We start from the raw sequence: 22,781 nt of genomic DNA on the forward strand, positions 1-22,781 counted from the left end.
CTGTTCGATGATTTTTATTAAATCAGTATTCATTAACTTTCCTTCGCTCTCGAAATATACCGTTGCGACTCAGGCGGCAGTTTGCAAGCAGCCTATCACCAGAGAAAAGGAGTAGCAAGGCCGCAGGAATTCGTAAAACGAGTGTGGTTACCGGAAATTCTTAAAAAAATACACGCGATTTACAAAAAAAATGAATGTTTGAACGATCAAACGCTCAAGTGTTTAGAATTCAATATGGGTAGAATAGTATTGGATTAAGGCGAGCGACTATTAGTTTCTCGGCTATTTCAGCAGAAACCATTACATTAGTTGCTATTCTGAAATACTGGTGAGCTCTTCACGTTCGCGATCAACGACGCGTAAACTCCAAGGAAATGGCGTAGCGCGCAACGCATAATCGACGATATTTTATTTTCAGGCACATAATTCTATGCCGATAAATAAAACATATAACGCGAGCTGCAAGTTGAGATTAAGTGGTGTTGGGTCAGCGTTTACCGTCAACGCCACCCCAAGTGCGGGTGCACCGGCGCTTACCGTATCAATTGAATGAGATCAAGTGAGGTCAACTTGATCGATTAGCACTTGATGCTGTAATCAGCAGAGGGAGTGGACTTATATCGCCTAGCGACACATGAACCGTCGAACCCGGTATGGCACCAGAGGAGCAATGCCTGCACTTGCAAGTGCAGATAAGGAAGGCGCTCTCCGACGGATTGCCCGATGTAGGGACAAATGTGGTCGTTAGCCGCCTCGATTTGCTGCACTAATATTGGTTTGCCGTTCGACTTTTTAAGATAAGGCAGTAAGTCTCTGGGTCGCGATACATGCGGCGGGAACAGTTGGGACGGCGTACAAGTTGCTACTAGCTCGCCCCTAGATTGCGGAATTGCGCCGCGTACTAAAAATCCGTTGAAAGGCAGGTGTACTGCGAAGGGTCGAGCAGACCGTGGCAGTGTAGGCCACAGATGGTTGGCAGCCAGCATGATAGCTACCGAACAGTACCAGAACTATTTCAGTTTGACCGTAATCGATGAGATGTTGGAACCAAGCGTATTGGGCCGAAATGTCAACTGTTGGGTGTCACTTGAACTGCGTCAAATGGACTTTTTTAGTTCGATCATGTAGAGACGGAGCTCTTCATTCAAACAACTGACACTATTCTGTCAGTCCGCAAAATCGAAATGTCCATGACGAGGTACGTCCCTTTTTCGCGCGCCAGGCGGATGCCTTCGTCGTCGATCAGGCTCGCGTGCTCGACGGAGTCGACGCCGGCGAGGATCGCGTCGCGGATGCTGCTCGCGCCGTGCGCGTGGGCGGCCACGCGGCGTCCCAGCTTGTGCGCTTCCTCGACGATGGCCTTCATCTCTTCCAGCGTCAGTTGCTGGGCCCCGGCCTCGTCGCCTTTCGAAAGGACGCCGCCGGACGCGCAGATCTTGATGGTGTCGGCGCCGAATTTCGCCATCTCGCGGACTTTCGCGCGCGCGGCCCACGGACCGTCGGCCACGCCGTTTTCCGTGTAATGGAAATCGTGCGGCAGCAGGTTGTTGTCGCAGTGTCCGCCCTGGATGCCGATGGCGTAGCCCGCCACGCGCATGCGCGGGCCCGGCAGTTCGCCCTCGTTGATGGCGTCGCGCAGCGCCACGTCGCCGAAGCCGCTTGCCCCCACGTTGCGGACCGTCGTGAAGCCGGCGTCGAGCGTGCGGCGCGCCGCGTAGGCGCCGTACATGGCGGCGCGGATGTCGGACACGCCCAGCGAACGGTAACCATGCAGGTTTGGATCGCCCGTCAGGTGCACGTGCGCGTCGATCAGGCCCGGCAGCACCGTCTCGTGCGACAGGTCGATCACCTGGGCGCCGGCCGGCACGCTCGTCGTGGCGGTGGGCCCCACCGCGGTGATGCGTTCGCCGCTGACGAGGACGGTCTGGTCCTGCAGCACCTTCCCGCTCACGACGTCGACGAGCTTGCCGGCGCGGATGGCGACGACCTGTTCGGCGCCCGCGGCGGACAAGGTGAAGGCGAGCATGGCCAGCGCGGCCGCGAGCGGTTTCATATTCATGGTCGGGAACTTTCGGAAGACAAGGGAACGGATGGGGCGGCGGCCCGAGCATGTTTGGCGGACGCCGCCCGATGTTGCGCAACCAGTTTGTGCCAGGTGCGCCAGGAAACGATGGCATTGACCCAGAAGCCGGCGTACAGCACGGCGGTCAGGACGAGACCGCGGCTGAAATACAGCGGCGCGGCGATGGTGTTGACGAGCAGCCAGAAGGCCCAGTTCTCGACCCGGCGCTGCATCATGAGGATCTGGCCGATGATCGAAAAGACGAGCACGGCAGAATCGAGGAAAGGCGCGTAGGCGTTCGTCGTGAAGTGCAGCAGCGTGCCGTAGGCGGCCGTGGCGACGACGCCCAGCGGCACGGTCCACGCCAGGTTCGCGAGACTCACATGCGTGATCGGCAATGGTTCGCCGTGGTCGCCGCGCACCCATTTCCACCAGCCGACGACACTGGTGGCGACAAAGAAGGCCTGGAGCGCGACGTCGGCGTAGAGCCGGTTCTGCGCGAACAGGATGCCGAACAGCGTGCAGCCGACGATGCCCGTCCACCACGTATGGACGTTGTTGCGGCCGGCCAGCAGGATGGCCAGGGCGGTCAGGCCGTTCGCCGCCAATTCCAGCGGCGCTATCATGGCGCCGCGCCCTGCCCGTCCGGTTTCATCCACGCTCCTTCGAAGAAGCGTGTACTGTACGCCAGCCCCTCTGATTATTGCAAGAGAGGAATTCCGTGTGGCGCCACGATCTTACAGCTTCATCGTGCGGTGTTCCGCGTCCATGTCCGGCCGCGTACCGGTCATGGCCGCCTTGGCGATGGCGAACAGGCGCACCATCTTGCTGTCGTGGGAATCCCAGTACTCGGCCGAGTGCGGCTCGACGCGGATCAGCACGGCGTGTTCGTCGTCCGGACCGGCCGGGAACCATGCCTGGACGCCCGCATTCCACATCGCGCGGATGCGCTCGCGGTCGACCACCCGCTCCGCAAGACCGCTGACGGAGACGAACAGGCTGTCTTCCGGCTTCGCGAACGACAGGTTGACCTGCGGCCGGTGGCCGATGCAATCCCACAGGGCCGTCTGCGTGGAGGTGAAGAACCAGATGCCGCCGCCGTCGTCGACTTCTTCCTGCGTCATCGGCTGGCTCAGCAGATGGCCATGCTCGTCCTGCCACGTCAACATGGGGAAGCGGACTGCCCTGATCTTCGATTTCAGGTCGGCGATGTCTTTCGTGTCGTGTGTGCTCATGCTGAATCCTCGTGCGGATGGAAGCGCCATCCTAGCGTGCGCCCGGCCACCGTTCGGTGCGGCGGCGTACGGATGGCCCACCCGTGCCTGCGGTTGGACAGGCCCCGGCGCACCTTGCTGCACGTATCGGACGCTTTCTTGAGACGAGTCAATGGTGCCGGAAAGGGAAAAAAACGCCGCGTTGCAGCGCAATATAATGCGCTGAGCGCCGGTCGAAGGCACCGGGCGCGACCGTCAACGAGCGTGGAGCTGCCGCCATGAAGCATCCCGAGGGGGTGTCCCTGTGCGAGCCGGACGAGCGTCCGCGTCTCGTCGTCCACGTCGTCGACGCGCTCGACACGGCGCAGGCCGATCTCAGCCTGCTGAACCTGATCCGGCATTTGCCGCAGGAGCGCTACCGCCATGCCATCGTCTGCCTCGGCGACAGCGGTGGCTGCCAGGACGCGATGCACGACCACGGGGTCGACATCGTCCACCTGCACAAGCGCGCCGGGCGCGATCCGCTCCATTATCTGCGCATGTTCGGCGTGCTGCGGGCGCTGCGGCCCGATCTCATCCACACCCGCAACGCCACGAGCCTGCCGGCGCAGGTCGTCGCCGCCCTCGCCGGGGTCAAGTTGCGCGTGCACGCGGAACACGGGCACACGGTGGCGGGGGGCGGTCTGCTGTGCCGGATGCTGTGTCCGTTGATCGACCATTTCATCGCCGTCAGCAGCGACCTCGAACAATGGCTCGTCGAGTCGGTCGGTGCGGAACCGGCGCGCGTGTCGCACATCGCCAACGGCATCGACAGCGTGCAATTCCACCCCCGGCTGGGGCCGTCCGCCGCCGTCGGCCCGCCCGGTTTCATGGACGACGGCGTGTTCGTGGTGGGTTCCGCCGGCCGCATGGACGACGCGGGCAACCACACGACTCTGGTCGAGGCGTTCCTGCGCCTCATCGCGTCGCCGCATCCGGCCCACCGGCGGCTGCGGCTGCTGCTCGTGGGCGACGGGCCCGCGCGCGCGGAATGCCAGGCGCTGCTGCAACGGGCCGGCGCCGCCGCGCGCGCGTGGCTCCCGGGTGCCCGCGCCGACCTGCCGCAATTGCTGCGCGCGATGGACCTGTTCGTGCTGCCTTCGCTGGCCGAAGACCGCTCGAACACGATCCTGCAGGCGATGGCGACGGGTCTGCCGGTCGTGGCCTCCGCCGTGGGCGGGAACACGGAACTCGTTCACCCGGGTTTTACGGGCATCCTCGTGCCGCCGATGTCGACGGAGCTGCTGGCGTCCGCGATCGCCGATTACTGCCGCATCCCCGACATGGCGACACGCCACGGCGCGCGGGCGCGCAGCCAGGTCATCGCGCGCCACAGCATGCCGGCGATGGCGCGCGATTACCTGGCCGTCTACGATGCCCTCACGCGCAGCGACGCGGCGGACGGCCTGCGGCGGCTCCGCTGATGCGCGTCCTGCACGTGCTCGACGCGGCCTGCGCGCGGCCGACCGATTACGGCCGCCGCGCGCAGGCCCTGCTGACGGCGCTGCGGTCGCAGGGCGTACAGACGGTGCACCTGAGCGCGCCGGCCCCGCCCGGGGCGGACAGCCGCGATGACTGGCCTCACCACACGTGGCACCTGTACCGCACGCCGGCGCCCCGAACGCCGCGGTGGCTGCCGGAAGCCTGCCTGGGCGCGGCGCACACGGCGGCGCTGGCCCTGCGTCTGGGCCGGATCGCGCGCCTCACGCGGCCCGACCTGATTCACGTCCACACGCCCAGCGCGCACGCATCCGCCGCCTGGCCCGTGGCGCGTCTGGGACATTTGCCGCTCGTCGTCGATGCCGACCGCCGCGCCGCCGACCCGGGTGCATGCCGCCCATTCGAGCGCTTCGCCTGCGCGCGCGCCGATGCGCTGGCCGCGCCCAGTATCGAGATGCGGGCGGCGCTGCGGGCCGGCGGGATCCGGCCGCGCCGCATCGCCGTGCTGCCGCCGGCGGCCGACGTGCCGGCGGCGCCGTGCGCCAGGCCGCTCGATACGCTCGACGCGCCGCTGCTCGCCTATGCCGGCGACCTCGACGCCGCCGCCGGCCTCGACCTGCTGCTGGCCGCGCTGCGCGACCTGCGCCGCAGCCGCCGCACGCTGCGCCTGCTCGTCGCCGGCGGTGGTCCGCAAACGGAAGCGCTCGAAGCACGGATCGCGGCGGCGGGATTGAACGGCTATGTGCGCGTCACCGGGAGGCTGATGGGACGGCGTGCGGCCGACGTCCTGGCCCGGGCCGACGTCGCCGTCTTCCCGGCGCTGGCGGACGGCGGTCCGCTCGCGCCCTCGCGCCATCTGCTGAATGCGATGGCGCAGGGCTGCGCCGTCGTCGCGTCGGATCTCGCCTGCCACCGCGAACTGCTGGTGCATGGCCACACGGGGATGCTGTTCGAGGCGGGCAGCCGCAAGTCGCTCGTGGAGGTGCTGGCGCCATTGCTCGACCAGCCGTGGCGCCGGCGGCCGCTCGGACAGGCGGCCGTGCAGTGCATCGCCAGCGCGCATCACTGGACGGCGGCCGCCGCCGGCTATCGCCGGCTGTACGAATCCGTCCTCGCGGATGCCCGCGGCCGATGTTGAACAATCCCATCTCCGACAAAGCCGCGCTAAATCGTCTATAGTGATGCCTCTTTACAAAAGCAAAACCAAGAGAACGCGATGAAATTTGACGTAGCCATCGTCGGCAGCGGCCTGGCCGGCCTGTCGGTCGCCTTGCACCTGGCGCAGACGCGCAAGGTCGCCATCATCTCCAAGCGCGAACTGCTCGACGGCGCCAGCAACTGGGCCCAGGGCGGCATCGCGGCCGTGCTGGACTCCGGAGACAGTCACGACCAGCACATCGCCGACACCCTCGTCGCCGGCGCCGGCCTGTGCGACGAAGCGGCCACCCGCTACATCGTCGAGCATGGGCGCGAAGCGATCGAGTGGCTGATCGAGCAAGGCGTGCCCTTCACCCGCGACGAGACGGCGGAACTGGGCTTCCACCTGACCCGCGAAGGCGGCCATAGCCAGCGCCGCATCATCCACGCCGCCGACGCCACCGGCCACGCCGTGCAGGTGACGCTGGAGCAGAAGGTGCGCGCGCATCCGAACATCTCGCTGTTCGAGCATCATTGCGCGATCGACGTGATCACGTCCGACAAGCTGCAACCGGGCGGCGTGCATGCCGGTCCCGCGCTCGTCGGCCAGCCGCGCTGCCACGGCCTGTACGTGCAGGACGAAAAAAGCGGCAAGGTGCAGACGTTCGAGGCGGAGCACACGGTGCTGGCCACGGGCGGCGCCGGCAAGGTGTACCTGTACACGACGAATCCCGACACGGCGACGGGCGACGGCATCGCGATGGCGTGGCGCGCCGGGTGCCGCGTGTCGAACATGGAATTCATCCAGTTCCACCCGACCTGCCTGTACCACCCGTTCGCGAAATCGTTCCTGATCACCGAGGCCGTGCGCGGTGAAGGCGGCCTGCTGAAACTGCCGCCCGAAGCGGGCGCGGCGGCCGGCACCCGCTTCATGCCGGCGCACGACGAACGGGGCGAACTGGCCCCGCGCGACGTGGTGGCGCGCGCCATCGACTTCGAGATGAAGAAACGCGGCCTCGACTACGTCCACCTGGACATCACGCACCAGAGCCCGGAATTCATCAAGGAACACTTCCCGACGATCTACGCGCGCTGCCTCGAACTGGGCATCGACATCACGAAGGAACCCATCCCGGTCGTGCCGGCCGTGCACTTCACGTGCGGGGGCGTCGTGACGGACATGGCGGGACGCACCGACATCCCGGGCCTGTACGCGGTCGGCGAGACGGCTTACACGGGTCTGCACGGCGCGAACCGCCTGGCCAGCAACTCGCTGCTGGAATGCCTCGTGGTCGGCCGCGCCTGCGCGCACCAGATCGCCGCCGCGCCGCCCGTCGACCTGCCGGTACTGCCCGCGTGGGACGAGAGCCGCGTTACGAACGCGGACGAGGAAGTCGTTATCGCGCACAACTGGGACGAGCTGCGCCGCTTCATGTGGAACTACGTCGGCATCGTGCGCACCACCAAGCGCCTGGAACGCGCGAAGCACCGCATCAAGCTGCTGAAGGAAGAGATCGACGAGTACTACCGCAACTTCCGCGTCTCGAACGACCTGCTGGAGTTGCGCAACCTCGTCGAAGTGGCGGAGCTGATCGTGCGCAGCGCGCTGTCGCGCCGCGAAAGCCGGGGCCTGCATTACTCGCGCGATTATCCCGACACGCTGCCCAAGGCGCTCCCCAGCGTGCTGACGCCGCGCCGGCGCTGATCGGCACTTGCCGGTTCGATGAACCAGAAACTCACGCCCTCCACCGTCCTGCTGTTGACCGTCCCGCCGCTGCTGTGGGCCGGTAACGCCATCGTCGGACGGCTGGTGCGCACGGCCGTTCCGCCGATGACGCTGAACCTGCTGCGCTGGGCAATCGCACTGGCCGTGTTGCTGCCGCTGGGTTGGGCGACGCTGCGTAAGGCAGGCGTGCTGGATGCCATCCGCGTCCGCTGGCGCCGCTACGCCTTGCTGGGGCTGCTGGGCATCGGCATGTACAACTCGCTGCAATACCTGGCGCTGCAAAGCTCCACGCCCATCAACGTCACGCTCGTCGCCTCCGGCATGCCCGTGTGGATGATGCTCGTCGGCCGTCTGTTCTATGGCATGGCCGTGCGCACGCGCCAGGTGGTCGGGGCATTGCTGTCGATCGTCGGCGTGCTTGTCGTCCTGTGCCGCGGCGACGTCGACCAGTTGCTGGCCCTGCGCCTCGTCGCGGGCGACCTGTACATGATTCTCGCGACGATCGCGTGGTCGTTCTACAGCTGGATGCTGCTGCAGCCGCAGGACGACCCCGCGCTGCGTGCCGACTGGGCCGCGTTCCTCGGCACGCAGGTCGCGTACGGCCTGCTGTGGTCGGGCGCCTTTGCCGGCGTCGAATGGGCGGTGGGCGCGCCCGCCATCGCCTGGAGCTGGCCCGTCGCGGCCGCGCTGCTGTTCGTCGCCGTCGGCCCGGCCGTCCTCGCGTTCGCGCTGTGGGGCGCCGGCATCCGGCGCGCCGGGCCGGGCATCGGCGCGTTCTTCGTCAACCTGACGCCGCTGTTCACGGCGCTGCTGTCGTCCGCCTTCCTGGGCGAGCTGCCGCATGCGTATCACGTGCTGGCGTTCCTGTTGATCGTGGGCGGGATCGTCGTGTCCGCCAAGCGCTGATGCTGCGCGGCAGCGATGGCTGCCGGAATCGTGTTTCCGTGCGAGCATCGGGGATGTTACGATCCCAAGCGGAAGGAGCACATCGATGGCGGAAGCCTTTACCATCCACGACCACGCGGCGCGGATCGCCGCATTTCTGGATCGCCACCCGCGCGCCCTCGTGCTGACGGGCGCCGGCCTGTCGACCGCATCCGGCATTCCCGATTACCGCGATCGCGACGGCACCCGGTGCGGCAAGCCGCCCATCCACGGCCCGGATTTCCGCAAGTCCGAGGCCGTGCAGCGGCGTTATTGGGCGCGCAGCATGATCGGCTGGCCCGTGCTCGCGCAGGCCAGGCCCAACCGCGGTCATCAATCCATTGCCGGACTGGAGCGGATCGGACGCATCGGCTCCGTGCTGACGCAGAACGTCGACGGCCTACATGGCCAGGCCGGCAGCCATGGCGTGCTGGAGTTGCACGGCAATATCCATACGGTCGTGTGCCTGGAATGCTCGGCGGTCTTTCCGCGCGCGTTCGTGCAGGCCCAGCTGGAAGATTTCAATCCGCAGATGACGGGCGCGAACGCGACCCCGCTGCCCGATGGCGATGCGTCCATCGAGCCGGCGGAACTGGCTGCGTTCCGGCTGCCGTATTGCACGTGCTGCGGCGGCACCTTGATGCCGAACGTCGTCTTTTTCGGCGATAACGTCCCGCCGGCACGCACGGCCATCGCACTGGAACAGATGGAACGGGCGGATGCGCTGCTCGTGGTCGGATCGTCGCTGATGGTCTACTCGGGCTTCCGCTTTTGCCGCATGGCGCGGGCGGCCGGCAAGCCGATCGCTGCCATCAACCTCGGCCGCACGCGCGCCGACGACCTGCTCGACATCAAGATCGAGGAAACGGCCGAGCGCGTGCTGCCGCTCGCGCTGGAACTGCTCATGCAAGGTTCGGAACACACTGGAAGAGACACACCATCCATACCACTCGACGGGGGAATACTGTGACGAAAACCTTACGCAGCACCGGTGTCAAACCCTGGCAGGCCGGCGCGCTGGCCGCCGGCATCGGCCTCGCGGCCTCTTATTTTTATGTGCGTTCCAAGACGAAACAGGCCGAGGCGGACAACCCGCCCCAGGGCCGGTTCGTGAAAGTCGACGGCGTGCGCCTGCACTACCTGGAGCGCGGTACCGGTCCCGCACTCGTGCTGCTGCACGGGAATGGCGTGCTGGCCAGCGATTTCCAGACCAGCGGGCTGATGGACAAGGCGGCCGAGCACTATCGCGTGATCGCTTTCGACCGTCCCGGCTTCGGCTACAGCGAACGGCCGCGCAGCAAGGTGTGGACGCCGCAAGCCCAGGCGCGCCTGCTGCACCATGCGCTGCAGGAGATCGGTGTCGATTCGGCCATCGTGCTGGGGCACTCGTGGGGCACGCTCGTCGCGTTGTCGATGGCGCTGGAAGTCCCCGATTTCGTGCGCGGCCTCGTGCTGATGTCGGGCTATTACTACCCCAGCTTGCGGGCGGACGTGCCGTTGCTGTCCAGTCCCGCGATTCCGCTCGTGGGCGACTTGATGCGCTACACGGTGTCGCCGCTGATCACGCGCATGCTGTGGCGGCCGCTGACGAAGCGGGTGTTCTCGCCGCAGCCGGTCGATGCCCGCTTCCGCGAATTGCCGGTGTGGATGCTGCTGCGGCCGAGCCAGCTGCGCGCCAGCGCGGCGGAGACGGCGATGATGGTCCCGGCGGCGGTGGCGCTGGCCAAGCGTTATCCGGAACTGAAGGTGCCGGCCGTGATCATGGCCGGCACGCAGGACAAGATCGTCGACTTCGGCCACAACTCGGAGCGCCTGGGCGAGCGCTTGCCGGACAGCGAGCTGCGGTTGCAGCCCGGCGTCGGGCATATGACGCATTATGCGCATCCGGAGAAGGTCTTGGCCGCGATCGAGGAGATCGCGGGCCGGGTCGGAGAGTCCGTCTACCGCAGGAATCCGCAGGCGGAGGCGCTGGCCCGCGCCAGCGAGAGCGGCACGTAGAAAGAAGCGCGGAACGTAAAGATACCGTCGTTCCCGCGCAGGCGGAACAGCGCCACTGGCGCTATTCCCCTATTTTTGTGACGGATCACGTAAAACGTGGGTTCCCGCCTCCGCGGGAACGGCGTTCATAGGCGAGTTAGCCGACGATACGCAGCGAGTAATCGGTCGCCTTGACGTCCTTGGTCAGGCTGCCGATCGAGATGCGGTCGACACCCGTCTCCGCGATCGCCCGCACCGTCTGCATATTGATTCCGCCGGACGCTTCCAGCAACGCGCGTCCTTCGTTGATGCGGACCGCGTCGCGCATCATGCCCAGGTCAAAATTGTCGAGCAGGATAGACGTCGCACCGGCAGCCAGCGCCTCTTCCAGTTCGGCGATCGACTCGACCTCGATCTGGATCGACACGCCGGCATGCAGCGCGGTCGCCGCCTGCAGCGCCGGCGTGATGCCGCCCGCGGCCGCGATGTGGTTTTCCTTGATCAGGATGCCGTCGTACAGCGCCATGCGCTGGTTCGCGCCGCCGCCCACGCGCACGGCGTATTTCTGCGCCAGGCGCAGGCCCGGCAGCGTCTTGCGCGTGTCGAGGATCTTCCCCTTCGTGCCGGCGATGACGTCCACATAAGTGCGCGTGGCCGTCGCGACGCCGGACAGCAGTTGCAGGAAGTTCAGCGCCGCGCGCTCCGCCGTCAGCAGCGAACGGGGCGACCCTTCGATCGTGCAGACGATGCTGTCGGCCGCCATCACGTCGCCCTCGGCATACTTCCAGTCGATCTCGATGTCCTGGTCGACGGCCAGCATGACGCCTTCGAACCAGGGGGCGCCGCACAGGACGGCCTGCTCGCGCACGAGCACGCGTGCCTTCGCGCGGGGTTCTTCCGGTACGAGCTTGCCCGTGAGGTCGCCGCTGCCGACGTCTTCCAGCAGCGCGGCCAGCAGGTTCTGTTCGAAAGCGGCTTGCAGTTTCTCGTCGAACTGGCCTTCGGTGGCGAATGGGTTGCGCAGGTTGCTCATGCCGGTCCGATTCCTTTGAAGAGGTTGCCTTCCTGTTCCAGCGAGCCGGTCGGCAGCGCCTTCGCCTTCTTCGCGGCGGCGAAGTCGAGCATGCGGTCGATGGCGCGCTTGGCCTGCTTGCCGATCTCCGGATCGACGAAGATTTCGTTCTTGCCGTCGGTCGCTTCCAGCACGTCGGCCAGGTTCTGCAGGCCGTTCATGGCCATCCACGGGCAGTGCGCGCAGCTCTTGCAGGTGGCGCTGTTGCCGGCCGTCGGGGCTTCGATCAGCGTCTTGCCCGGCGCGGCCATGCGCATCTTGTGCAGGATGCCGTTGTCGGTCGCGACGATGAAATGCGTCGCATCTATCGTCTGGGCCGCATTGATCAGCTGCGTGGTCGAGCCGACGACGTCCGCCTGGGCGACGACGGCTTCCGGCGATTCCGGGTGCACGAGGACTTTCGCGTGCGGGTATTCGGCGCGCAGCAGGTCCAGTTCGATGCCCTTGAACTCATCGTGCACGAGGCAGGAACCCTGCCACAGCAGCATGTCCGCGCCCGTCTGCTTCTGGATGTACGAACCGAGGTGGCGGTCCGGCGCCCACAGGATCTTCTTGCCCTGGTCGTGCAGGTATTTGACGATGTCCAGGCCGATCGACGACGTGACCATCCAGTCCGCGCGCGCTTTCACGGCGGCGGACGTGTTCGCGTAGACGACGACCGTGCGGTCCGGGTGTTGATCGCAGAACGCGGCGAACTCGTCGGTCGGGCAGCCGAGGTCCAGCGAGCAGGTCGCGTCCAGGTCCGGCATCAGGATCGTCTTTTCCGGGCTCAGGATCTTCGCGGTCTCGCCCATGAAGCGCACGCCGGCCACGACGAGCGTCTTGGCCGGGTGATCGCGGCCGAAGCGCGCCATCTCCAGCGAGTCCGACACGCAGCCGCCCGTTTCCTCGGCGAGGTCCTGCAGGTCGGCATCGACATAGTAGTGGGCGACGAGAACGGCTTCGCGTTCCTTCAGCAGGCGGCGGATGCGGTCCTTCAGCGCGGTCTTTTCCGCGATTTCCAGCGGCGACGGGGTGCGCGCCCAGGCCTCGGCGGTCGAGCAGACGCCGCCGATGGGCCGGTCGTATTCGAAGATCTTAACGGGGGCAGTGGTATTCATAAGCAATATGATCGCACGGCGGGCGAAAACATGCCGACGCTCGGCCGGGATGCCGCCGATTGTATTCCTTTATAGAGTGTAGGGTGGTCACCCTGTGCCCACGGGTAACGTCAGCAAATTGCAAACGTCACACGTGGGCTCGGAGAGCCCACCCTACGAATCACGCGATATGACGTGTCGCGTCACGACATCAGATCAGTCGAGGCCTTGGCTCTTCAGGTAATCCTCGTAATTGCCCTGGAAGTCGATGACGCGGTCTTCCTTGATCTCGAGGATGCGGGTCGCCAGCGACGACACGAATTCGCGGTCGTGCGAGACGAAGATCAGCGTGCCGGCATATTTGTCCAGCGCGATGTTCAGCGACTCGATCGATTCCATGTCCATGTGGTTGGTCGGTTCGTCGAGCAGCAGCACGTTGTGACGGCCCAGCATCAGCTTGCCGTACATCATGCGACCCTTCTCGCCGCCGGACAGCACGCGCACGGACTTCTTGACCTCGTCGCCGCCGAACAGCAGGCGGCCCAGGATGGAGCGCACGGCCTGGTCGTCGTCGCCCTCTTTCGTCCACTGGCCCATCCAGTCGGTCAGGTTGAGGTCGGTAGCGAACTCTTCCGTCGGATCCTGCGGCATATAGCCCGGGTTGGCGTTCTCGGCCCACTTCACGCGGCCCGTGTCGGCGTCCAGCCCCGTGATCGGCGCGCTGCCGATGCAACGCAGCAAGGTGGTCTTGCCGGCACCGTTGGCGCCGATGATCGCGATGCGCTCGCCGGCCTCGACCATGATCGAGAAATCCTTGAACAGCTGGCGGTCGTAGGACTTCGACAAGCCTTCCGTCTCCACGGCCAGGCGGTGCAGCTTCTTTTCGCCTTCGAAGCGGACGAACGGATAGGCACGCGAGGACGGCTTGAATTCCTCGATCTTGATCTTTTCGATCTGCTTGGCGCGCGACGTGGCCTGGCGCGCCTTCGACTTGTTCGCCGAGAAGCGGCGCACGAAGTCCTGCAGCTCGGCGACCTTTTCTTTCGCTTTCGCGTTGTTGGCCAACTGCTGGTTGCGGGCCTGCGTCGACGCTTCCATGTAGTCGTCGTAATTGCCCGGGTAGACCTTCAGCGTGCCGTAGTCCATGTCGGCGACGTGCGTGCAGACCGAGTTCAGGAAGTGGCGGTCGTGCGAGATGATGATCATCGTCGAGTTGCGCTGGTTCAGCATGTCCGCCAGCCAGCTGATCGTGTGGATGTCCAGGTTGTTGGTCGGTTCGTCGAGGAGCAGGATGTCCGGATCCGAGAACAGGGCCTGCGCCAGCAGCACGCGCAGCTTCCAGCCCGGCGCCACGGCGCTCATCGGGCCCTGGTGCAGGGAGGTAGAGATGCCCAGGCCCAGCAGCAGTTCGCCGGCGCGCGCTTCGGCCGAGTAGCCGTCGTATTCGGCGACCTTGCCCTCCAGTTCGGCGGCTTTCATGTAATCCTCGTCGGTCGCTTCCGGATTCGCGTAGATGGCGTCGCGTTCCTGGATGGCGTTCCACAGTTCCGTGTGGCCCATCATGACGACGTCGAGCACGCGCACGTCTTCGTACGCGAACTGGTCCTGGCGGAGTTTGCCGAGGCGCTCGTTCGGGTCGAGGCTGACGTTGCCGGCGGACGGCTCGAGGTCGCCGCCGAGGATCTTCATGAAGGTCGACTTGCCGCAGCCGTTCGCGCCGATCAGGCCGTAACGGTTGCCGTCGCCGAACTTGACGGAAATGTTTTCGAACAGCGGCTTGGCGCCGAACTGCATCGTGATGTTGGCTGTACTGAGCACTGGGAAACCTTATTGCGTGGGTTTTCGATTAACCGCACATTTTACCACTGCGGGAGTGGCCGCGTCAGGCGCGCTGAAGTGTCGGGTACCCGGACATGGTCAGCGTCCACTGCTCGCCGTCGCACTCCAGGCGCCCCCGGGCACCGAACGGAATCGTCACCCGGCGCGGGATATGGCCGAACGCCAGCCCCGTCAGCACGGGCACGGGCAATGTCGCGCGCACATACGTCAGCATTTCGTCGAAGTTATAGCCGTTATCTGCGGGCGCAAGGCGGTAGCCGGAAAAATCGCCCAGGACCACGGCCCGCTGTTTCGCCAGGACGCCCGTATGCATCAGCTGCAGCAGCATGCGCTCGACCCGGTACGGGTGCTCGGCAATGTCTTCCAGGTACAGGATGCCCCCGCCGATGTGCGGGAAATACGGCGTGCCGACCACGGACATGATCATCGCGAGATTGCCGCCCCACACGGTGCCGGTCACATCCAGGCGCGGGTTCGCGGCGCCGTGGCCGGACACGGTGTGGACGGGGCCGGCCAGGCAGCGCCAGAAATCGTCCAGCGTGAAGTCGACCGGTTCGACGGCGCCGAAGTCGCCGGCGAACATCGGGCCCGCATAGCTCAGCGCGCCCGTCTTCGCGTACAGGCCCATCTGGAAGGCCGTGATGTCCGAGTAACCGACGAAGATCTTGCCGCTGGCCGCCATGCGTTCGAAGTCGATGTCGGGCAGCAGCCGGGTCATGCCGTACTGGCCGCGGATGGCCATCACGATCTGCACGTCCGGATCGGCCGCGGCCGCTTCCAGCTGGGCGAGGCGCTCGGCGTCCGTCGCGCCGAAGCGCTGGTGGCGTTCTTCGTGCTTGTAGTAATTGTGGACCAGGAAGCCCTGGGCTTCGAGACGCGCGATGCCGCGCGGGATGGCGTCCGGCTCGGGCGCATAGCCGCCCGGCGCGACGAGGGCAACGCCCGGTTTGGAAGTGATCACTGTTTGACGAAGAGCCTTGGAGTCGAGTCGGGCGCCATCTTACCGTGGGCATGGGCGTCGATCAAGGCGAGGAGCCGTTCCAGCAGCTGGGTAGGCAGGTCGTGGCCCATGCCTTCGATGACTTCGAGGCGGGCGCCGGGAATGGCCTGCGCGGTGTCGACGCCGCACGCGAGCGGCACGAGCGGATCGGCGGCGCCGTGGATCACGAGCGTGGGCGCGGCGATCGTCTGCAGCTGCGGGGTGCGGTCGCCGGAGGCCGTCACGGCCAGCATCTGCCGCACGACGCCGCCCGGGCAGCAGTTGCGGCGCAGCGCGCGGGCGACGCGGCGGCGCAGGTGTTTTTCCGGTGTCGGATACGCGGGGCTGCCGATCGCCTGCAGCAGTTGGACGTTGTAGTCGACGGCGCTGTCGATGTCGCCGGCGTTGTGCCAGCCGCGCGGGCGGCGCAGCAATGCGCGGCGGGCGGCCGGTGTCGGGCCCGGCAGGCCGCGGCGGCCGCTGGTGGACATGATCGAGGTCAGGCTGAGCACGCGCGATGGGAATTTGGCCGCCATCAGCTGGCCGATCATGGCGCCCAGCGACATCCCGACCACGTGCGCCCGCGCGACGCCCAGCGCGGACAGCACGCCGATGGCGTCGTCCGCCATGTCTTCCAGGCGGTATGGCGGATGCAAAGGCAGGCGCAGCGCCGATTTCAGCCACGCCAGCGTGAGGCTGGGCGTGCCCGCGTGCTCGAACTTGGTGGACAGGCCGCTGTCGCGATTATCGAAACGGATCACGTAAAAGCCCAGATCGGCGAGACCCTCGACGAATTCGTCGGGCCACGACGTCAGTTGCAGGCCGAGGCCGGCAATCAGCAGCAGGGGCACGGATTTCGGATCGCCCGCGGTGTCGAAGGCGATGCGGATCCCGTTGGCGTTCAGACTAGGCATGGCGTCGCCGGCACCGGGTCGACCGGATCAGGTAGGGGTGCCGAAATGTGATCATGTGGTCCAAGGAATACTCCACTGAGCTCCCCTGCGGTGCAGCAGAAGCAGCGTGAAACCAGCATACCATTTTCGGCAAAGCGGTGGCGTCGGCGAGACGCGCGGGATCAATCCGGGGCCGTCGGCGCGCGCCGGGCCGCGCGGCGTTCGGCGAAGAATGCCTTCAGCATCGCGCTCGCTTCCTCCGCCAGCACGCCGCCGACGACGTCGGTGTGGTGGTTCAGCCGGTCGAGCGCGAACAGGTCGAGGATGGAGCCGCACACGCCCGTCTTCGGGTCCGGCGCGGCATACACGACGCGCGCCAGGCGCGCATGCATCATCGCGCCCGAGCACATCGCGCACGGTTCGAGCGTCACAAACAGTTCGCAGCCCGGCAGCCGGTAGTTGCCGAGCTTTTCCGCAGCCGCGCGCAGGGCGACGATCTCGGCGTGCGCCGTCGGATCGTGGCGGCCGATGGGCTGGTTGAAGCCGGCGGCGACGACTTCGCCGTCGCGCACGACGACGGCGCCCACGGGCACCTCGCCCGCCGCCCAGGCCTTGCGCGCTTCCTGCAGCGCCAGACCCATATAGGTGGCGTCGGCGTCAGACATCCGTGATTTCGGCCCAGCAGTTCGGCGTTTCGTGCAGCACGAGTTTTTGCAGGCGCAGGCCGGTGCCGTAGCGGTCCTTGTAGGCGGCCTTGAGGATGTTCCACGCCACTTGCGCGAGGTTCTCGACGGTCGGGATGCGGTCGATCACGACGGTCTTGTGGTTCGGCAGGCTCGCCAGGAAGCCGCGTACCGCCTCGTCCTTCTCGTAGACCAGGAAGGCGTGGTCCCAGACATCGACGAGGTGCGCCTTGGCGAGCGCCTTGATGTCCGAGAAGTCCATGATCATCCCGTTGTCGGAATTGCCTTCGACGTCGATGACGGCGCCCGTCAGCGTGATTTCCAGGGTGTAGCGGTGGCCGTGCAGGTTACGGCACTGGCTTTTATGGTCGGGAATGCGGTGGCCGGCGTCGAATTCCAGCTTGCGGGTAATGGTCAGCATTGTGCTCAGGGGATATTCAGGAGTTTATGGGTCTGGAGGCTGAGCTTCCACTTCGGGTTGCGGCGGCAGGTATCGATGGCCAGTTGCGTGTTGAACTGGGCCAGCGGACCATCCATCGGCTGGACGAAGAAATTGTCGAAATCCAGGTGTTCATAGGCGGACAAGTCCTGGCCCGTCTGCGGAATGACGACCTTGATCTCGTTGCCTTTCCCGACTACCAGCGTCGATCCCATCTTGGGGCTCACGCAGATCCAGTCCACGCCGGGCGGGACGGGCAAGGTGCCGTTCGTTTCGATGGCGATCGTGAAGCCGGCCGCATGCATGGCATCGATCAGCGCCCCGTCCAGCTGCAGCAGCGGTTCGCCGCCGGTGAACACGACGTATTTGCTGGCCGGATAAGTGTCCGGCCACAAACCATCGATCTCGGCCGCCAGGCTGGCGGCGTCCTTGAACTTGCCGCCGCGTTCGCCATCCGTACCGACGAAATCCGTGTCGCAGAATTGGCAGACGGCCGTGGCACGGTCGCTTTCGCGTCCCGTCCACAGATTGCAGCCGGAAAAGCGGCAGAATACGGCCGGGCGGCCGGCATGGGCGCCCTCGCCCTGCAGGGTGTAGAAGATTTCTTTGATGCTGTAAGTCACGGTAAAGATCCGGGGAAGCTCGCGTCAACCTTCCATTATACCGCGACAAGCCAGGGCGGCAGAAGCGGCCCCGTTTTTGACCGCCGTGGCTGCAGAGACTGCAAAGTTGACCATGAGCAAAAACGCGTCGTTCAGAAAGTCGTACCTTTGAGTACGGAAAGTTCCTACCCGCGTCATCCTAGTCCTCGTCGAGGAGAACAACATGAAAACCGTGCTGCTCCAGTCGCTGCGCGCCTCGCTCGGTGCCTTGCTCTTGCTGGGACTGTGGATCGGCTTCTCCGACCACGCCCGCCTGCTCGCCCTGCCCGACCGGTTGCAGGTAGGCGTGCTGGTGCTCGTCACGATGGCGGTCACGTTCGCCACGCTGTTCCGGCGCGTGCGCAGCGAGGACCGGATCGCGCGCCTGGAGGCGGCCCTGTGCCGCGAACAAAAAGCGCGCAGCCAGGCCGACCAGGCGCTGGCCGAGTCGGACATGCTGCTGGGACGGCTGACGGTCGGCGCGGAAGGCCGCCGCGGCAGTCTCGACCCGCTCGCGCAGCTCGTCGCGATCCAATCCGAACTGCTGCAGGTGCGCCGCCAGTATGCCCTCGAAGATCCGTTGCTGGCCTCGCGCATCGATTTGTTGTGTACCCGTGTGGACCGGGTCGCCCAGGCCATCGTCGCCCCGCACGCTGCCGAGCCGGGGTGACCACCGCTCCTCTCTCTTGTTGAAGATCAATGGGCGCTATTGTCCGCGGCGCACAATCGATTCTCGTCAGCAAGTAATTGCTCAACAGAACCGAAGGACGGCTCATGACAAGCACAACAACAATACAGCGCCTCATCGATTCCTCGGGCGCGACCGGTTCGGATCGCGCCTTTTCCCACCAGCTGATGGAGACGCTGGCCATTCCCATCTTTGTCCTGGACACGACATCCCGCGTGATGCTGTGGAATCGCGCGTGCGAACGCCTGACGGGCGTGCCCGCCCGCGAGACCATCGGTACGCGCGACCATTGGCGCAGCTTTTTCGAGGAACGCCGCCCGACTCTCGCCGACTTGCTGATCGAGGACCGCGCCGGGGAAGCGGGCCGGATCCAGCCGCGCCAGGGACTGCCCGACGAGCAGCACCTGTCGGCCGAGAGTTGGTGCGACATGCCGCGCGTGGGCCGCCGGCGCTACCTCGCGGCGGACGCCAGCCCGATCTACGACGACCGGGGCCGGCTGGCGGCCGTCGTCGAGACGCTGCGCGACATGACGGACGAAAAGCTCGCGCAAATCGCCCTCGAGCAGCTGGCCACGCGCGACGGCCTGACGGGCCTGGCCAACCGCCGCTGCTTCGACGAGACCCTGCACGCAGAATGGACGCGCGCGTTGCGCCAGCGCCAGCCGCTGTCCCTGCTGATGGTGGACGTCGACAATTTCAAAGCATATAACGACGCGAACGGCCACCTGGGCGGCGACGAATGCCTCAAGCGCATCGCCACGGCCGTGGCCAGCGAAATGCGCGCGAACGACCTCGTCGCCCGCTACGGCGGCGAGGAATTCGCCGTCATCCTGCCGAACCAGTCCTTGAAAGGTGCGGCCAGCGTGGCCGAGCGCATCCGCACCCGCGTCGAACAGCTGCAGGTGCCGAACCGCCTGACGCCCGGCCAGCGCGTCACGGTGTCGATCGGCGCCGCCACCGCCATCGCCTCGCCGGACAACAGCGCCAGCGAACTGGTCGCCATCGCCGACGCGGCGTTGTACCGCGCCAAACACATGGGCAGGAACCGGATCAGCCTGCCGTTGACCGAGCTGGCCTGAATCCTCGTCGTCCTCGCGAAAGCGGAGGGGGCATACTGAGCTGGCCAGGACGCTCAGCACGGGCGGACAGCCCCGCGGGCTGCTCCGCCTGCGCGGGAACGACGTTGGTGCACTACAGCGTCGCCCGATCCCAGCCGTGGCGCACGGCCGCCTTCATCTTCTCCCAGGTCGACGCCCCATCCTTGCCGTAGCGCGCCTCCCAGTCGGCGCGCAGATCGTTCTCGACGTCGGACCAGTCGCGGTTGCGGTACCGGACGTCGCTGCGCATATGGGCGCCGTAGCGGTAGGCGGGTGCCGTCTCGTCGAAGCTCGTGCCGCTGGACGAATACGTGTTCGTCCAGTGGGTGCGGTAGTAGCTGTCGTCGTCCGTGGCGGAGGTCTCGCCCGTCATCTTGTCCCAGCCGTGACGGACGGCCGCCTTGATGCGTTCCCAGGCGGACGGCTCGTCATGCGCGCCGTACTTGCTGTGCCAGTCTTTCTTGAGGTCGCCCTCGACGTCGTCCCACGAGCGGTCGCGGTACGTGTCGCTATTGCGCATCTCGTTGCCGTAGCGGTAGGCCGGCGCCACGTCGTCGAAGTCCGCCCCGCTGCCGGCATAGGTCGATTCGTAGTGCTCGTGGTAATAGGTCGACTCGTCGACGTCCGGCGTGATCTTGTTCCAGCCATGGCGCACGGCGTCCTTGAATTTCTCCCACGTGGACGGGCCGGTCGTGTAGCGCGATTCCCAGTCGGCCTTGAGGTCGGACTCGGCATCGTCCCAATGGCGGCTGCGGTATTTCTGCAGGCGGCGCGCCTCGTCGCCGTAGCGGTAGGCCGGCAGATAGTCGTCGTAGCGGTCGTTCGCGTTCGAGTACTTCGCGTTCCAGTGGCTGCGGTAATAGCTGTCGTTGTCGATGTCCGGCGTGATCTTGTCCCAGCCGCGGCGTACGGCGGCCTTGAACTTGTCCCACGTCGATTCGCCCGGATGGCGGGCCTCCCAATCGGTGCGCAGGTCGGATTCGACCTCGTCCCACGAGCGGTCGCGGTATTTGGCGCTCGTGCGCACCTCGGTGCCGTAGCGGTAGGCCGGCTCGTAGTCGTCGTAGCTGCCGCCCAGGCTCGAATAGTTATCGTTCCAATGGCTGCGATAATGGTCGTCCGAGTCCGGCGTGATCTTGTCCCAGCCGCGGCGCACGGCGGCCTTGAACTTGTCCCACGTCGACTCGCCCGGATGGCGGGCCTCCCAATCGGTGCGCAGCGTCTGTTCGACGTCGGTCCAGTCACGGTCGCGGTATTTCTCGCCGCGCCGCATCTCGCTGCCGAAGCGGTAGGCCGGCGCATAGTCGTCGTAGCTGCCGCCCAGGCTGGCGTAATTCGTCTGCCAGTCGCTGCGGAAGTCGTCGTCGTACGTATCGCCCGTGCCGGCGTCATGCGAGAACACGCGCACATTGCCGCGCGAACCCAGGTCGCGCTGCTGCGAGCCCGACTGGCTCGTATCGCGCTGCAGCGAGCCGGACTGGTTGCCCATCCGCGCGGTGCCGCCCAGCGACGTGTCGTCCGAGCCGGGGATCGACGCCGTGCCTTGCAGCGTGGAGCCGCTCTGGTTCAGCGAGCCGGATTGCGACGACTGGAGCGACGAGCCCGTGGCCGGATTCTGCGCCGAGCTCTGCGTGCCGCTCAGCGTATTGCCGCCCGTGGCGCTGTCCATCGACCCGCCCGACTGTTCCGAGGCGCCCAGCGGTTCCTCGTAGGTCTGGCCCTTGGGGACCGGATCGTTGATGTTCTGCGTGCCGAAGAAGTTGCGGTCGTCGTGGCCCGTGAACTGCAGCGAGCCCGGCTCCGTCCCCGGCGGCGTGCCCTGGTACGAGCCACCGGACGACGACCCCGCGCCGGACGACGACCCCATGTCGCCGGATTGCGCCGACATGCTGCCCGACTGCTGCATGCCGGATGGCGAGGCGCCTGTGCCGAGCGTGCCCGCGCCGCGCGTCCATTCGTCGTGGCGTTCGTCGATGTCGACGGGGCCGAAGCGCTCGATGATGTCGGCGGCGCGCTCCACTTCCGGTTCCGACTCCGTGGTGAGGGTCAGGACGTGGTGGCCGCGCGTGACGGCATACGAGTACTTCATCGCGTGTTCGTTCGTGTCGGACCCGAACAGGCCCGTGAAGAAGTGCTTGATGGAGGCGCCGATGCCTTCCTCGTGCTCGCCCTCCAGCCGCTCGTTGCTGCCGGTGACGCTGTCGGACTGGCCGGTGGGATCGGCGCCGGAGAGGCTCGCATCGGTGCGCGAGAAGCCCGATGCCAGCAATTCGTCCAGGGCGTTCTGGGCATCGCTTCGGTTATCGAAGACTGCTATTAGGGTATGTCGCATGATGTTCCTCCGCTTGCGTCTATGGTAGGTTGCCGGCCCTGTCGAAGCGCGCCACGCCGATCTGCTCGCCGCCGAGCATGACGTTTTCCGCGTGGAGATCCTCGCGCCGGTACCAGTCGAGAGTACTCCAAAGCGGTTGCGTTGCGCGCACCATTGACCGGGTACAACTCATGCATTCCGCGCGAGCCGCGCACCCATGAAAAACGGGCCTCTCGGCCCGTGTGATCGATGCATCGGTGCGCGCGTTCCGGCTGCGGTCAGCCGAACGGATTGGCGACCTTGTGCACCTCCGGCGGCGGCAGGTGATCCGGCAAGTCCTTCGCTTCCAGGCCGGCGACGATGCGGCCCAGCAGGTCGTGCAGCAGGCGCGCCTTGGCCAGGCCGTCCTTGTCGGCCGTGAGGTCGACGTCGCCGGAGACGGTGATCCGGTCGAGCCGGTTCTCCAGCATCAGGTTGCCGACCTCGACGACGTCGGCCTCGTTGTCGTACGGGGCGAATTTCGGTGTGCTGCTCATGGTTT

General features: G+C 66.0%; 21 protein-coding genes. 8 read left to right on the top strand and 13 right to left on the bottom strand.

What is annotated here, in order from left to right:
- Positions 1–1,144: 1,144 nt before the first annotated feature.
- From BVG12_RS04325 to BVG12_RS04335, 3 genes are all read right to left on the bottom strand, one after another.
- The gene (locus BVG12_RS04325; RefSeq protein WP_083684545.1) at positions 1,145–2,059 is read right to left on the bottom strand and encodes a metal-dependent hydrolase family protein; all 915 of its coding nucleotides are present in this window, start codon (positions 2,057–2,059) and stop codon (positions 1,145–1,147) included.
- The gene (gene pnuC, locus BVG12_RS04330) at positions 2,056–2,688 is read right to left on the bottom strand and encodes a nicotinamide riboside transporter PnuC (protein ID WP_075791339.1); all 633 of its coding nucleotides are present in this window, start codon (positions 2,686–2,688) and stop codon (positions 2,056–2,058) included. Before pnuC ends, BVG12_RS04325 begins: the two co-directional genes overlap by 4 nt.
- 111 nt (positions 2,689–2,799) lie before the next feature.
- Positions 2,800–3,297: a pyridoxamine 5'-phosphate oxidase family protein gene (locus BVG12_RS04335; protein WP_075791340.1), complete on the bottom strand. Its 498-nt coding sequence runs from the start codon at positions 3,295–3,297 to the stop codon at positions 2,800–2,802.
- Positions 3,298–3,554: 257 nt separating this feature from the next.
- On the opposite strand from BVG12_RS04335, the gene BVG12_RS04340 reads away from it, so the two are divergent.
- The 6 genes from BVG12_RS04340 (at position 3,555) to BVG12_RS04365 (ending at position 10,540) form a co-directional block, all read left to right on the top strand.
- Positions 3,555–4,739: a glycosyltransferase gene (locus tag BVG12_RS04340; RefSeq protein ID WP_075791341.1), complete on the top strand. Its 1,185-nt coding sequence runs from the start codon at positions 3,555–3,557 to the stop codon at positions 4,737–4,739.
- Positions 4,739–5,893 (top strand): glycosyltransferase family 4 protein, encoded by a 1,155-nt coding sequence (locus BVG12_RS04345; protein WP_075791342.1) that lies wholly within the window; start codon positions 4,739–4,741, stop codon positions 5,891–5,893. Before BVG12_RS04340 ends, BVG12_RS04345 begins: the two co-directional genes overlap by 1 nt.
- A 30-nt stretch (positions 5,894–5,923) precedes the next feature.
- Positions 5,924–7,597: an L-aspartate oxidase gene (nadB, locus tag BVG12_RS04350; RefSeq protein WP_267877500.1), complete on the top strand. Its 1,674-nt coding sequence runs from the start codon at positions 5,924–5,926 to the stop codon at positions 7,595–7,597.
- A gap of 18 nt (positions 7,598–7,615) precedes the next feature.
- Positions 7,616–8,524 (top strand): DMT family transporter, encoded by a 909-nt coding sequence (locus BVG12_RS04355; protein WP_075791344.1) that lies wholly within the window; start codon positions 7,616–7,618, stop codon positions 8,522–8,524.
- An 85-nt stretch (positions 8,525–8,609) separates the two neighbouring features.
- Complete coding sequence (locus tag BVG12_RS04360) at positions 8,610–9,512, top strand: NAD-dependent protein deacetylase (RefSeq protein ID WP_083684548.1); 903 nt, start codon at positions 8,610–8,612, stop codon at positions 9,510–9,512.
- Positions 9,509–10,540: an alpha/beta fold hydrolase gene (locus BVG12_RS04365; protein ID WP_075791345.1), complete on the top strand. Its 1,032-nt coding sequence runs from the start codon at positions 9,509–9,511 to the stop codon at positions 10,538–10,540. Before BVG12_RS04360 ends, BVG12_RS04365 begins: the two co-directional genes overlap by 4 nt.
- 136 nt (positions 10,541–10,676) lie before the next feature.
- Here BVG12_RS04365 and nadC read toward each other — a convergent pair whose 3' ends face one another.
- The 8 genes from nadC to queE all read right to left on the bottom strand — a co-directional run bounded on the left by nadC (position 10,677) and on the right by queE (position 18,126).
- The gene (gene nadC, locus BVG12_RS04370; protein WP_075791346.1) at positions 10,677–11,552 is read right to left on the bottom strand and encodes a carboxylating nicotinate-nucleotide diphosphorylase; all 876 of its coding nucleotides are present in this window, start codon (positions 11,550–11,552) and stop codon (positions 10,677–10,679) included.
- On the bottom strand, positions 11,549–12,691 hold the full coding sequence (gene nadA, locus BVG12_RS04375) for a quinolinate synthase NadA (protein ID WP_075791347.1): 1,143 nt from the start codon (positions 12,689–12,691) through the stop codon (positions 11,549–11,551). Before nadA ends, nadC begins: the two co-directional genes overlap by 4 nt.
- Before the next feature lie 195 nt (positions 12,692–12,886).
- A complete protein-coding gene (locus tag BVG12_RS04380; RefSeq protein ID WP_075791348.1) occupies positions 12,887–14,488 on the bottom strand; it encodes an ABC-F family ATPase in 1,602 nt (533 codons plus the stop codon).
- A 64-nt stretch (positions 14,489–14,552) separates the two neighbouring features.
- Entirely contained in the window at positions 14,553–15,470 is a 918-nt protein-coding gene (ldcA, locus tag BVG12_RS04385) for a muramoyltetrapeptide carboxypeptidase (RefSeq protein ID WP_075791349.1), read from the bottom strand.
- The gene (locus BVG12_RS04390; RefSeq protein WP_075791350.1) at positions 15,467–16,402 is read right to left on the bottom strand and encodes an alpha/beta fold hydrolase; all 936 of its coding nucleotides are present in this window, start codon (positions 16,400–16,402) and stop codon (positions 15,467–15,469) included. Before BVG12_RS04390 ends, ldcA begins: the two co-directional genes overlap by 4 nt.
- A 161-nt stretch (positions 16,403–16,563) precedes the next feature.
- On the bottom strand, positions 16,564–17,046 hold the full coding sequence (gene tadA, locus BVG12_RS04395; RefSeq protein WP_075791351.1) for a tRNA adenosine(34) deaminase TadA: 483 nt from the start codon (positions 17,044–17,046) through the stop codon (positions 16,564–16,566).
- Complete coding sequence (gene queD / locus BVG12_RS04400; RefSeq protein WP_075791352.1) at positions 17,039–17,485, bottom strand: 6-carboxytetrahydropterin synthase QueD; 447 nt, start codon at positions 17,483–17,485, stop codon at positions 17,039–17,041. Before queD ends, tadA begins: the two co-directional genes overlap by 8 nt.
- Positions 17,486–17,490: 5 nt before the next feature.
- Complete coding sequence (gene queE / locus BVG12_RS04405; RefSeq protein WP_075791353.1) at positions 17,491–18,126, bottom strand: 7-carboxy-7-deazaguanine synthase; 636 nt, start codon at positions 18,124–18,126, stop codon at positions 17,491–17,493.
- Between the two features lie 202 nt (positions 18,127–18,328).
- On the opposite strand from queE, the gene BVG12_RS04415 reads away from it, so the two are divergent.
- Positions 18,329–18,814: a hypothetical protein gene (locus BVG12_RS04415; protein ID WP_075791355.1), complete on the top strand. Its 486-nt coding sequence runs from the start codon at positions 18,329–18,331 to the stop codon at positions 18,812–18,814.
- A 185-nt stretch (positions 18,815–18,999) separates the two neighbouring features.
- Positions 19,000–19,911 (top strand): GGDEF domain-containing protein, encoded by a 912-nt coding sequence (locus BVG12_RS04420; protein WP_083684551.1) that lies wholly within the window; start codon positions 19,000–19,002, stop codon positions 19,909–19,911.
- A gap of 112 nt (positions 19,912–20,023) precedes the next feature.
- Here BVG12_RS04420 and BVG12_RS04425 read toward each other — a convergent pair whose 3' ends face one another.
- Positions 20,024–22,261, bottom strand: coding sequence for a general stress protein (locus BVG12_RS04425; RefSeq protein WP_156895545.1), 2,238 nt, complete (start codon positions 22,259–22,261; stop codon positions 20,024–20,026).
- 257 nt (positions 22,262–22,518) lie between these two features.
- Positions 22,519–22,776: a hypothetical protein gene (locus BVG12_RS04430; RefSeq protein ID WP_075791358.1), complete on the bottom strand. Its 258-nt coding sequence runs from the start codon at positions 22,774–22,776 to the stop codon at positions 22,519–22,521.
- Between the last annotated feature and the right edge of the window lie 5 nt (positions 22,777–22,781).

The sequence above is a fragment of the Massilia putida genome (assembly GCF_001941825.1).
Taxonomy (GTDB): Bacteria; Pseudomonadota; Gammaproteobacteria; order Burkholderiales; family Burkholderiaceae_D; genus Telluria; species Telluria putida.